Raw genomic sequence first — 12221 nt, forward strand, 5'->3', positions numbered from 1 at the left:
CGCCGCCCGCGGCCGCAGCTCCGCCTGCATTCAGCCCGCCCACATCGCACCACCGCTTCGGACGAGCAACGCATTCATCTCCGGCGCCGGCGGCGGCGCGCCAATCCGCATCCGCTCCGGCGGCTAGCTTCCTGCCTGGCGATTGAGGGCATAATCGGCGTTTAGCTGTCACGCCGAAGCGTGGGGTTAGTTCTCCGGGAGACCCATGGATAGGTCGCATTTTGTCCAGCTGCTGGCGCGAGCCGATCTCGATGCGCTGTTCAGCGTGCACACGCTGAGCCGGGGTTCCGACTACGTCGACAGCGGCCGTGTGCTGGACAAGACCTACAAGGCCGAAGGCGCCGCCGGCGTGCTGCTGGGCCGGGTGCAGGGCAATGCCCCGCAGCCGTACAGCTGCGGCATCCGCCTGGTGCCGCGCGGCCGCCGCGCCGAGGTCGACACCTTCTGCAGCTGCCCGGTCGGCGGCTACTGCAAGCACGTTGCGGCGATGATGCTGGAAGCCATGGGCGAGGAAGACTGGCCCGAGGACGAGGACGACGACGCCTTCGTCCTCAGCCCGCCGCCGTCGCCGGCCCAGGCCAAGCCCGATCTGCGCCCGTGGGAGCAGTGGCTGTCCAGCCTGAACCTGCCGGCCACGCCCAGCAGCGGCCCGGCCGAGGCGCGCGTACTGGGCTTCCTGTTCGAGACCGCCTCCGGCGCGCCGGCCGGCCTCTGCGCCCAGGCGGTGTGGTTCCGCCACGGCAAGCGCGGCGGCCTGGTCTCGCCGCGGCCGGTGCAGCCGGCGCAGGGGCGCGGCGATCCCTGGGTCGGGCTTTCGCCGGATGAATTCCAGCGCATCGCCGAACTGCGCATGGCCCAGGCCGAATACCTGCGCAACGGCAGCTGGCAGCGGCTGGCCTCGCCGCGCCACGAAGCCTGGCTCAACGATGTGCTGGCGCATACGCCCTGCTATTTCGGCAAGCCCGGCAGCGCCGCGCTCAAGCTGGGCCCGCGCCGCGAAGTGGAATGGACCTGGCAGACCCACGGCGACGGCACCCAGCACATGGCGCCGCGCATCTGCGAGGCCAGCGCCGCGACCCAGCTGCTGCGCATCGCCGGGCTGTGGTACTGGGATCCGCAGAGCAACGAGATAGGCCCGGTCGAGGGCGACGTCGGCATGGCCGAACGCCTGCTGCGCGCGCCCTCGGTGCAGCCCGAACAGGCGCCGCTGCTGCGCGAACGCTGGAAGAACACCCAGTCCCTGGCCGCCCTGCCCATGCCGGCCGATCACGGCGAGATCGAGGTGATCCAGGCCGCGCCCACGCCGGTGCTGCGCCTGGGCACGCTCAAGGCGCGCCAGCCCGGCCGCGCCGGCAGCTACGTCGCCGGCTGCCTGCACATGAGCTTCGACTACGCCGGCCAGCGCCTGGAATACGGCAGCGCGACCCAGCGCGAACGCCGCCTGGTCGACGGCCGCATCATCGACATACGCCGCGACCGCAGCGCCGAGATCGCGGCCTGCGAGCGGCTGGACCGGCACAAGCTGGTCGAAGTCGGCGACGTGGCCTATGCCCACGGCATCAGCCTGCCCAACCTGTATTCCGGCACCTTCGTGCTGGAGCGCGGGCGCAACGAACTCGCCCCACCGGACCACCTGCTGGCCCTGGCGCTGCGCCTGCAGGCCGACGGCTTCCAGCTCGAATTCGACGCCGGTTCGCCGGTGGAGATCCTGCCCGCGCCCGAAGCCTGGCACGCGGAGGTCAACGACAGCGGCAACGCCTGGTTCGATCTTTCGCTGGGCATAGACGTGGCCGGCGAGCGCGTCGACCTGCTGCCGATACTGCAGCGCGCGCTGACCGATCCGTCCTTCCCGCTGACGCCGCCGGCCAAGGAAGCCGCCGACGCGGTCTGGCTGGCGCCGGTGGACGAGCGCCGCCGCGTGCCGCTGCCGGTGGCGCGCGTGCGCGCGCTGATCGCGCCGCTGCTGGAATGGCTGGAGCAGGGCAATGCCCGCGGCAGCCTGCAGCTGCGCCGCGCCCAGGCCGAAGTGGTGGAAGAACTCTCCCACGGCGCCGCCGCCCTGCCCTGGCGCGGCGCCAACCGCCTCAAGGACATGCTGGCCCAGCTGCGCGCCGAGCGCGCACCGGTCAGCGAACCCGAAGGCTTCGGCGCCACCCTGCGCCCGTACCAGCGCGACGGCCTGGCCTGGCTGGAATTCCTCGGCCGCGCCAATCTCGGCGGCATCCTGGCCGACGACATGGGCCTGGGCAAGACGGTGCAGGTACTGGCCCACCTCGAAGCCATGCGCCAGCGCGGCGAACTGGACCAGCCGGCCCTGGTGGTGGCGCCGACCAGCCTGGTGTGGAACTGGCGCGCCGAAGCGCGTCGCTTCGCGCCCGGCCTCAAGGTGCTGATTCTGCACGGTGCCGCGCGCGACGCGAATTTCGCCGCGATTCCCGAACACCACCTCGTCATCACCACCTATCCGCTGCTGGCGCGCGACCGCGAGATCCTGGTCGAACAGCGCTTCGCCCTGGTCATCCTCGACGAAGCCCAGGCGATCAAGAACGCGCGTACCCAGGCCGCCAAGGTGGTGCGCGAACTGGACGCGCGCCGGCGCCTGGCCATGACCGGCACGCCGCTGGAAAACCACCTGGGGGAACTCTGGGCGCAGTTCGACGCGGTCGAACCCGGCCTGCTCGGCGACGAGCGCTCCTTCGTGCGCCACTACCGCACGCCGATCGAGAAACACGGCGACGCCGAGCGCCAGCTCAAGCTGCACAAGCGCATCGCCGCGCTGATGCTGCGCCGGCGCAAGGAAGACGTGCTGATCGAGCTGCCGCCCAAGACCGTGATCGAACGCGGCGTGGAGCTGGCCGGCAAGCAGCGCGAACTGTACGAATCCCTGCGCCTGGCCCAGCACGAGCGCGTGCGCGAGGCCATCCGCGAACGCGGCCTGGCCCAGTCCGGCATCGTCGTGCTCGACGCCCTGCTCAAGCTGCGCCAGGTCTGCTGCGATCCGCGCCTGGTCAAGCTCGAACGCGCGCGCAAGGCGCCCGAATCGGCCAAGCTGGACCTGCTGCTGGACCTGCTGCGCGAACTCGTCGCCGAAGGCCGCCACGTGCTGGTGTTCTCCCAGTTCGCCGAGATGCTGGAACTGATCGAAAAGGCCTTGGCGGAGGAGTCCATTCCCTATCAGACCCTGACCGGCCAGACCCGCAACCGCGCCGAACTGGTCGAGGATTTCCAGAGCGGCCGCGTGCCGGTGTTCCTCATCAGCCTCAAGGCCGGCGGCGTGGGCCTGAACCTGACCATGGCCGACACCGTCATCCACTACGATCCCTGGTGGAATCCCGCCGTCGAAGCCCAGGCCACCGACCGCGCCCACCGCATCGGCCAGGAAAAGCCGGTATTCGTATACAAGTTGATCTGCAGCGGGACCGTCGAGGAAAAGATCCAGGAGATGCAGCAGCGCAAGGCGGATCTCGCCCGCGCGGTGCTGGAAGGCGGGACTACGCAGGCGCTGCGGTTTGACGAGAGCGACCTGGCGGAGCTGTTCGGGATCGACGGCGAGAAGTGAGCGGCCCGCCGCGACGTTTCAATACACGTCGTGGACGAAGGTTGCACCCAGCGAAGCCAGCCGCCGCACCGGGAACGGACGTCCCGCACCCTCAATCCGCCAGCAAACTCGCCAGCCGCGCCAGATGCGCCGCCGCCACGTCCTTCTTCGCCTGGGCATCCTGTTCCGCGTCGCGGCCGTCCCAGTGCAGGTCTTCCGCCGGAATCTCGCTGAGGAAGCGGCTGGGGTCGTTGCGCATCACTTCGCCGAAGCGGCGCGAGCGCGCGGCGTAGCTCAGGCACAGGCGTTCCTTGGCGCGGGTGATGCCGACGTACATCAGGCGGCGTTCCTCGTCCAGGCGGCCTTCCTCGATGCTGCCTTCGTGCGGCAGCTGGCCGTCTTCCATGCCGACGATGAAGACATAGCGGAATTCCAGTCCCTTGGCGCCGTGCAGGGTCATCAGGCGCACGGCATTGCCGGGATCGTCGCGGTCGGAATGGGTAAGCAACGCCAGCTGGGCGGCGAGGTCGCCGGCGCTGGCCGGGGTTTTCTGCATGGCGCGGAACCACTCGGCCAGTTCGGTCAGGTTGTCCAGGCGGCGCTGGCGCGCGGCGGGATCCTTGATTTCGGCGACGAGGTGTTCGGCATAGCGCGTGCGGCGGATCAGTTCATCGACCAGGTCGGCGGCGCTGAGCTGGCGCGACTGCGCGCGCAGGCCGGCGATGAGATCGGCGAAGCCGGCCAGCGACGAGGCCGAGCGCGGCGCCAGCTGCTTGAGCACGCCGTCGCTCTGCGCGGCCTGCAGCAGCGAGGCGTGACGCTGCTGCGCCATTTCGCCGAGTTTCTCCAGCGTGGTTGCGCCGATGTCGCGGCGCGGCACGTTGGCGATGCGCAGAAAGGCGGAATCGTCTTCCGGATTGGAGATCAGGCGCAGATACGCCAGGATGTCCTTGACTTCGCCGCGGTCGAGGAAAGCCGTGCCGCCGCTGATGTGATACGGCACGCGCGCCAGGCGCAGCGCCTTTTCCAGCGCGCGCGACTGATGATTGCCGCGGTAGAGGATGGCGAACTCCATCCACTTGGCCTGGTTCTTTTCTGCCAGATGCGTGAGATCGGCGGCGACGCGCTCGGCTTCGTGCTCGTTGTCCTTGCACTCCATCACACGGATGGGCGGGCCTTCGGGCAGGTCGCTGAACAGCTGCTTGAGGTGCTTGTGCGGGTTGTTCGCGATCAGCTTGTTGGCCGCGCGCAGGATGCGCCGGCCGCAGCGGTAGTTCTGCTCCAGCTTGACCACTTTCAGCGCCGGATAATCGCGCGCGAGGTCGTCGAGATTTTCCGGATTCGCGCCGCGCCAGGCGTAGATGGACTGGTCATCATCGCCCACCGCGGTGAACATGCCGCGCGGGCCGCAGAGATTGCGGATCAAGCGGTACTGGGCCGAGTTGGTGTCCTGGTATTCGTCCACCAGCAGGTAGCGTATGCGTTCCTGCCAGGCGTTGCGGGTTTCCTCGTCGTTTTCGAGCAGGCTCAGCGGCAGGCGGATCAGATCGTCGAAATCCACCGCGTTGAAGGCGCTGAGGCGCTTCTGGTAGCCCTCGTAGAGCTGCGCGGCTTCCAGTTCGCGCGGGCTGCGCGCGGCGGCCAGGGCCTGGACCGGATCCAGGCCGTTGTTCTTGGCCGTGGAAACCAGGTTGCGCAGCGCCCAGAGCTGGTCGGGCTTGAGGCCCTTGGGCAGCAGGTCCTTGATGATGGATTCGCCATCGTCAGTGTCGAGGATGGAGAAGCCGCGCTTGAGGCCGAGCTTGGCGTGCTCGATCTGCAGGAATTTCAGGCCCATCGCGTGGAAGGTGCAGACGGTGAGATCGTTCGCCGCCTCGCTGGAGACCAGCTTGGCCACGCGCTCGCGCATTTCCCGCGCGGCCTTGTTGGTGAAGGTGATCGCGGCGATCTTCTTGGCCGGGATATGCCGGCGCGAGACCAGGTGGGCGATCTTCTGGGTGATGACGCTGGTCTTGCCCGAGCCGGCACCGGCGAGCACCAGCAGCGGGCCGTCGCAATAGTCCACGGCGGCGCGTTGGGCGGGATTGAGCATGGTTCTGATCGGCAATGGCGGACCGCGGGCAGGCGCGGCACGGTCGCCTATTCTAAAGCCGGGATTCGCGATTGGGGATTCGCGATTGGCAAAGGCAGAGCCGCCGCCGCTCTTGCGAATCCCCAATCCCGATCCTCAATCCCGAATCTCCAATCCCGGCTATCATCCCGGGCTCCGCCAGTTCCCGCGCCCGCCATGGCCAAGCTCTACTTCTACTACTCGGCCATGAACGCCGGGAAGACCACCACCCTGCTGCAGAGCGCGCACAACTACCACGAGCGCGGCATGCGCACGCTGATCTTCACGCCGCGACTGGACGACCGCTACGGCGCCGGTGTGGTGGCTTCGCGCATAGGCCTCAAGGCCGACGGCCGCATCTTCGAGCGCGACGACGATCTGCTGGAGCTGGTGCGTGCCGATGTCGCCGCCGCGGGCGCGCTCAACTGCGTGCTGGTGGACGAGGCCCAGTTCCTGAGCAAGGCCCAGGTGTGGCAGCTGACCGAGATCGTCGATGCGCTGAATATTCCGGTGCTGGCCTACGGCCTGCGCACGGATTTCCGCGGCGAGCTGTTTGAAGGCAGCCAGTACCTGCTGGCCTGGGCCGATTCCTTCACCGAGATCAAGACCATCTGCCACACCGGCCGCAAGGCGACCATGGTGGTGCGCGTGGACGAGCAGGGCCGGGCCGTGACCCAGGGGCCGCAGGTGCAGATCGGCGGCAACGACCGCTATGTCTCGGTCAGCCGTGCCGAGTTCAAGAAGATCGTCAGCGGCGAAGGCCGCATCGAGCTGAAACAGGCCGAGCTGCCGCTGTAGCGCGGCAGCCCGCGCCGCCTCACTGCTTGACCAGCTCCACGCGGCGGTTCTTCGCCCGGCCGGCTTCGTCGTCGTTGCTCGCGACCGGCGCGGCACTGCCCATGCCCTGGGCGAGCAGGCGCCCGGGTGCCACGCCGTAGTCGGCCACCAGCGCTGCGACAACCGCGTCGGCGCGCTTTTTGGATAAATCCAGATTGTAGGCGGCGCCGCCCTGGTTGTCGGTGTGGCCGGCGACGACCAGCTTCAGCGCGCCGTCGGCCTTGAGCAGGCCGGCGATTTCCTCCAGCTGCGGCTTCGATTCGGGCTTCAGTGTGGCCTTGTCGAAATCGAAATAGATGCCGTACAGCGCCACCTTGCCGCCGCTGGCGATGGCCTGGGCCATCTCGCTGGCCTTCACGGTGACCATCTTCTGTTCGCGCGCCTTGGCCTCCAGCGTGACGACGACGGCGACGGTGCGCCCGTTCAGCGCCTTGCAGTAGAGATCGTCCCTGGCGGTATAGGCGAGCACGCCGACATGGGTCTCGCTGCCGCCGGCACTCAGGCGCAGCACGCCGTAGCGCAGGTCGGCGAAGTTCATCTCCACGGCGCAGGCGCCGTTGCTGAAGGCCGGGCCGGGAATGGCGTCCTTGGGCAGCAGGTAGTTGATCAGGCCCTGTTCGCCGCCGCCGTGGCCGGCGCCGTAGTTCACGTCGCCGCCGCAGGTTTCGGCCTTGCATTCGTACAGCGACTCGCCGCCCTTTTCCTTGACCAACTGCTGGTAGTTGCGCAGCACTTCGAGCGGGCTGCGGCCTTCCGGCAGCACGTAGACGGTGCGCGTCAGCTTGCCTTCCAGCGCCAGCTGCGTGGCCGACTGCAGCAGCCGGTTGTTCATGCCGTCGCGCTTGTCCGGGTCGGGATGCAGCGTCAGCGCGGCGGTCGGCAGCACCACTTCGTCATAGGCCTTGGCCTGCTGCTCGACGATGAAGGCACCTTCGTAGCGGCCCAGGCCGGCGGGATCGGCGCTGCCGGCCTTGTCGGCCGTGGGAACGGTCGCGTCGGCGAATGCGGCCGCGGCGGCCAGGGTGCTGAGCAGGACCAACAGAAGACGCGATCGCATCGGATTCTCCACGCTGCATGGCCACCGCCTGTGGCCGCTGTCGGGGAGTACGCAGTCCGGTGCGCAACCGTGAAACGGCGGGCTCAGCGCTGGCAGCGCGGACAGAAGAAGGTGCTGCGCTGGCCCAGCGTGATGGATCTGACCGGCGTGGCGCAGGTGCGGCAGGGTTCGCCGGCGCGGCCATAGACAAACAACTCCTGCTCGAAATAGCCGGGCAGGCCGTCGGGGCTGATGAAATCGCGCAGGGTGGTGCCGCCGCGGCGGATGGCATAGGCCAGGATGCGCTTCACTTGCGCGGCCAGCACGCGGTAGCGCGCCAGCGACACCTGGCCGGCCGCGCGCGCCGGATGGATGCCGGCGGCGAACAGGGCTTCGGCGGCGTAGATGTTGCCGACGCCGACGACGATCTTCTGGTCCATCAGGAACAGCTTGACCGCGCTCTTGCGGCCGCGCGACAGGCGCCAGAGGTAGTCGCCGTCGAAGCCGTCGCCCAGCGGCTCCGGGCCCAGCCCGGCCAGCAGCGGATGCACTTCGCCGGGCTCCTGCCACAGCTGGCAGCCGAAGCGGCGCGGGTCGGTATAGCGCAGCACATGGCCCGAACCCAGGCGCCAGTCGATATGGTCGTGCAGGCCGGCCGGCGTGGCCTCGGGCAGCACGCGCAGCGAGCCGGACATGCCCAGGTGCAGCAGGGCGCTGCCGGCCTGGGTATGCACCAGCAGGTACTTGGCGCGGCGTTCGATGTCCTCGACGCGCTGGCCGGGCAGGTGATCGCGCAGGGCCTGGGCGATGGGCCAGCGCAGCTGGGCCTGGCGCACGATCAGGCCGCGCACCTGCTGGCCGACCAGGTGCGGCGCCAGGCCGCGGCGGGTGGTTTCGACTTCGGGCAGTTCAGGCATCAGCGCACCGCGGGTTCGGTGGAAGCGGCCAGGGCCGGCGGCAGCAGGAACTGCAGCTGGGCTTCTTCCAGCGGATAGAGCAGGGCCGGCTCGGCACGCAGCGCCGCGTAGCGGCCGTCCTCGCGGCGCCAGACGGTATAGCGCACAGCCTGGCCGGCGTCGCCGAGCAGTTCCACCTGGACCGCACCGGCCGCCGGCGCCGCCTCGGCCGCGCCGACCTGGCTGGTGGCGACGCGGCCCCAGGCTGCAGCCAGCTCGGGCCGCGCCAGGCCGTCGACACGGACCTCGCGCACCCCGCCCAGCGGCGCGGCCAGGCGGTGGTCCAGTTCCGATTCGGCCGGCGCCAGCAGCCAGGCGCTGAAGCGGTCCGGCACCAGGGCGATGCCGGCGGCGCTGCGCACGTAGCGGTCGCCGTTGATGGCGTCGGTGAGGCCGAATTCCAGGCGCTCGCCGTCCAGTTCCAGCACGGCCTGGGGTGGATCCAGGCCCACCTTGGCCGGATCGCGCGGCTGCGGCGGCGTGCGCGGCCGCGCCGAGGCGATGGCGAGCAGACGCGCCACGGCGTCGGCATGGGCCGGCAGGTCGTAGGGCTCGCGCATCCACCAGGAGCCGTCGGCGGCGCGTTCGAAGCGGCGCGGCGGCTTGTGCGCGCTGCGCACGCTGAGGCGGCGCACGGCGGCGGCGTCCAGGCTGGTCAACGGCGCCGGACGGGTCTGCTGTTCGCGCTGCACCACCCACCAGACCAGCGCGGCGGCAATGCCGGTGATCAGGGCCAGCAGCAGGTTCTGGCGCTGCCTGCGGCGCATCTCAGCGCCGCCGCCTGCGGCGCCAGGCGGTCAGGCCGCCGATCAGCGCAAGCAGTCCCGGCAGGGCCAGCAGCAGGCCGACGCCGATCAGAGTCGTGCGCCCGGGGCTGAGCTGCAGCAGGCGATCGGCGGGCTCGCGCGGCGGCAGCTGGATCAGGCTGTCGTCGGCCAGCAGCCAGTTGAACAGGCGCAGGCCCAGATCGCGGTTGCCGCCGTTGGCCAGGAACTGGTTGGAGAGGAAATCGCCGTCGCCGATCACCGCGGCGCGCTGTTCGCGCCTGTCCGGCCGCGGCGACAGCCGCGACAGGGCGAAGCCCAGGTCCAGCGGCCCGCGCATCTCGTCGCTGTTCTCGTCGAAGCGCACGGTGCTGTCGCCGCGTTCGCTGATCGCGCTGGTCTCGGTCCAGCTCTGCGCGCTGCTGCGCAGGAACGGCTGCAGCTGCCAGCGCGGCGCGCCGAGCTGAGCCAGGGCGACGGCCTGGGGAAACAGCGTGGTGAGTTCCAGGCCCTTGGTCAGGGCGTGCACGGGATAGCCGGCCAGCACGACGAAGCGCGGGTCGCCCAGGCCCAGGCTCGCGCCGGTGCCGTCGACCAGCACGCCCGGCAGCACACGCACGGAAAGCGCCTCGGCCAGCTTGTCCAGGCCGGCGTTCTCGCCGGGCTCGGTCAGCCACAGCACGGCGCCCCCGCGTTCGACCCAGTCGACGATCTCCTCGCGCACCGGCGCGGCCACGGCCACGCGCGGGTTGGCGATGACCAGCAGATCGGTGTTGTCGGGAATGCGCGCGCCGGCGCCGAGCACCAGCGGCACGCAGCGCACGCCCTGGTTGAGCAGGTAGCGGGTGAACTGGCCCAGGTCGGCATTGCCCTCGCCGTCGGGCTTGCGCTCGCCGTCGCCGGCCAGGAACGCGACCATGCGTTCCTCGCGGCGCGACAGGCGCAGCAGCGCATTGGACACCAAGCTTTCGCTGAGCAGGGTCAGGCGCTCGCTGCGGCCGGCATAGCGCAGGTCGATCTCGCCGCCTTCGCTGACGCCGAGTTCGCGCATCGCCGCCGGATCGTCGGCCGGATCGACGAAGCGCAGGCTGATGTCGGGCTTCTCGCGCTGATAGCGCGCGAGAAAGCCCGCGATCTCGGCGCGCCGGGTGCCGCCGGGACCGACGTAGGACACCACTTCCACCGGCCCGTCCAGGCGCTTGAGCAGTTCCAGCGACTGCGGCGCGAGCGAACTGCGTCCGTTCGCGCTCCAGTCGCTGCGGAAGCCGAAGCGGGTAGTGAGGAAGCCGACGAGCAAAGCCAGCGCCACGCAGAGCAAGGCGTGTATCAGGCGGGAGAGGCCGCCGCGCATCAGTCGGCGCTCCGCAGGCTGGCGAGCTGGCGCGTGGCCAGGGCCAGGAACACGGCGCCGACGATGGCAAACCAGGCAAGATCGCCGCTGGCCACCACACCTTCCATCAGGCCTTCGTAATGCGTGGGCAGGGAAAGCCAGTTGATCAGGCCATGGCGCAGGCCGGCCGCGCGGGCGCCGAGGTCGATGAGGCAGAACACGGCGTTGATGAGCAGCGCCAGCGCCGTCGCCAGCACCGGCTGGGCGCAGACGCTGGAAGCGTAGAGCGCGATCGCCGCGAGCGTGCCGGCCAGCAGGCACAGGGCGAGCACGTTGGCGGCGAGGCGGCCCAGGTCCAGGCTGGTGGCGCCGGCCAGGCACAGCGGCATCAGCACGGTCAGCGCGATCAGCAGCAACAGCCACAGCCACAGGCCCAGCCATTTGCCGCCGATGATGGCCGCGTCGCTGACGCCGGAGGCCAGCAGCAGGTTTAAGGTATGCGCGCGGCGTTCGCCGGCGATCAGGCGCGCGCCCAGCAGCGGCACCAGCAGCAACAGCAGGAGGACCAGCCGGCCGAGCAGAGGCACGGCGACCAGGCTGGTCACGCCGGCCGCGGTGTTGCCGCTGCCCGCCTGGGCGAGCAGGAAATTGTCGAGATGGCTGAGAAAGATCCAGGCCAGCACCGCCAGCAGGCCGGCCAGCAGGAACCAGGTCCAGGCCTGTGCGCACAGGCGGCGCCATTCGTGGGCGGCGATCAGCAGCAGCGCGCTCATGCGCCGGCTCCGGCAGGTTCCAGATCGGCGGCGATGCGCAGGAACAGTTGTTCCAGGCGCTCGGTCTCGCCCTTGTGCACGGCTTCCAGATGGCGCAGGCGGCCGCGGTGCAACACGGCGATGCGGTCGCAGCAGGCCTCGGCCTCGGCCAGCAGATGGGTGGACAGGATCACGCCATGGTCGCCGCGCAGGCTGGCGATGAGATCGCGCATGCGCAGGGACTGGACCGGGTCCAGGCCGGAAGCGGGTTCGTCCAGCACCACCAGGGCCGGCCCGTGCACCAGGGCCTGGGCGATGCCGACGCGCTGCTGGAAACCCTTGGACAATTGGCCCAGCGGGCGGCGCGCGACTTCGCCCAGATCGCAGCGTTCGATCTCGCGCTTCACCGCCGTGCGCGCGGCGGCGGCGGAAAGGCCGTGCAGGCGCGCACAAAAGTAGAGAAATTCATCCGCGCCCAGTTCCGCGTGCAGCGGCGCGCGCTCGGGCAGATAGCCGATGCCGCGGCGGCCGCGCTCGGGGTTTTCATACAGGTCGGCGCCGTCCAGGCGCACCTGGCCACCGTCCGGCGCCAGCACGCCGGCGATCATTCGCAAGGTGGTCGATTTGCCGGCGCCGTTGATGCCGAGCAGGCCCAGCACTTCGCCGCGGGCCAGCTCCAGGCTCAGTTCTTCCACGGCCGCGCGCCCCGCGAGCCTGCGCGAGATGCGGTCCAGTTGCAGCAGGGGGGCGGGGCTGGGGTCGGTCACAGGGGCGGGATTGTGGGCATACGCTGCGGCGCTGCCAAGCGCACTGGTTCAGATTGCCGTGCAAAAACGAACGTTTGCGCAGATGGCACTTGGTTTGCTTCACGTAGTCCCCACCAACAGCGTCGCGTATA

At 69.9% G+C, this 12221-nt stretch carries 9 protein-coding genes; 2 read left to right on the forward strand and 7 right to left on the reverse strand.

Going from position 1 to position 12221, the window contains the following annotated elements:
• The first annotated feature begins 205 nt into the window (after positions 1-205).
• On the forward strand, positions 206-3559 hold the full coding sequence (locus tag NM961_RS13585; protein ID WP_255914939.1) for a DEAD/DEAH box helicase: 3354 nt from the start codon (positions 206-208) through the stop codon (positions 3557-3559).
• Between the two features lie 91 nt (positions 3560-3650).
• On the opposite strand, the gene NM961_RS13590 is transcribed toward NM961_RS13585, so the two are convergent.
• Entirely contained in the window at positions 3651-5630 is a 1980-nt protein-coding gene (locus tag NM961_RS13590) for a UvrD-helicase domain-containing protein (RefSeq protein ID WP_255914940.1), read from the reverse strand.
• A 195-nt stretch (positions 5631-5825) separates the two neighbouring features.
• Here NM961_RS13590 and NM961_RS13595 point away from each other — a divergent pair, with 195 nt between their 5' ends.
• Positions 5826-6446, forward strand: a complete 621-nt coding sequence (locus tag NM961_RS13595; protein ID WP_255914941.1) for a thymidine kinase — start codon at positions 5826-5828, stop codon at positions 6444-6446.
• A 19-nt stretch (positions 6447-6465) separates the two neighbouring features.
• On the opposite strand, the gene NM961_RS13600 is transcribed toward NM961_RS13595, so the two are convergent.
• From NM961_RS13600 to NM961_RS13625, 6 genes are all read right to left on the reverse strand, one after another.
• A complete protein-coding gene (locus NM961_RS13600; protein WP_255914942.1) occupies positions 6466-7542 on the reverse strand; it encodes an OmpA family protein in 1077 nt (358 codons plus the stop codon).
• A gap of 83 nt (positions 7543-7625) precedes the next feature.
• Positions 7626-8438: a bifunctional DNA-formamidopyrimidine glycosylase/DNA-(apurinic or apyrimidinic site) lyase gene (mutM, locus tag NM961_RS13605; protein ID WP_255914943.1), complete on the reverse strand. Its 813-nt coding sequence runs from the start codon at positions 8436-8438 to the stop codon at positions 7626-7628.
• On the reverse strand, positions 8438-9244 hold the full coding sequence (locus NM961_RS13610) for a DUF4340 domain-containing protein (protein ID WP_255914944.1): 807 nt from the start codon (positions 9242-9244) through the stop codon (positions 8438-8440). The genes mutM and NM961_RS13610 overlap by 1 nt, the downstream gene beginning before the upstream one ends.
• Before the next feature lies 1 nt (position 9245).
• The gene (locus NM961_RS13615) at positions 9246-10592 is read right to left on the reverse strand and encodes a GldG family protein (protein WP_255914945.1); all 1347 of its coding nucleotides are present in this window, start codon (positions 10590-10592) and stop codon (positions 9246-9248) included.
• Positions 10592-11344: an ABC transporter permease subunit gene (locus tag NM961_RS13620; protein WP_255914946.1), complete on the reverse strand. Its 753-nt coding sequence runs from the start codon at positions 11342-11344 to the stop codon at positions 10592-10594. The genes NM961_RS13615 and NM961_RS13620 overlap by 1 nt, the downstream gene beginning before the upstream one ends.
• On the reverse strand, positions 11341-12090 hold the full coding sequence (locus tag NM961_RS13625) for an ABC transporter ATP-binding protein (RefSeq protein ID WP_255914947.1): 750 nt from the start codon (positions 12088-12090) through the stop codon (positions 11341-11343). Before NM961_RS13625 ends, NM961_RS13620 begins: the two co-directional genes overlap by 4 nt.
• Between the last annotated feature and the right edge of the window lie 131 nt (positions 12091-12221).

The sequence above is a fragment of the Tahibacter harae genome, assembly GCF_024437735.1.
In the GTDB taxonomy this organism is placed as follows: domain Bacteria; phylum Pseudomonadota; class Gammaproteobacteria; order Xanthomonadales; family Rhodanobacteraceae; genus Tahibacter; species Tahibacter harae.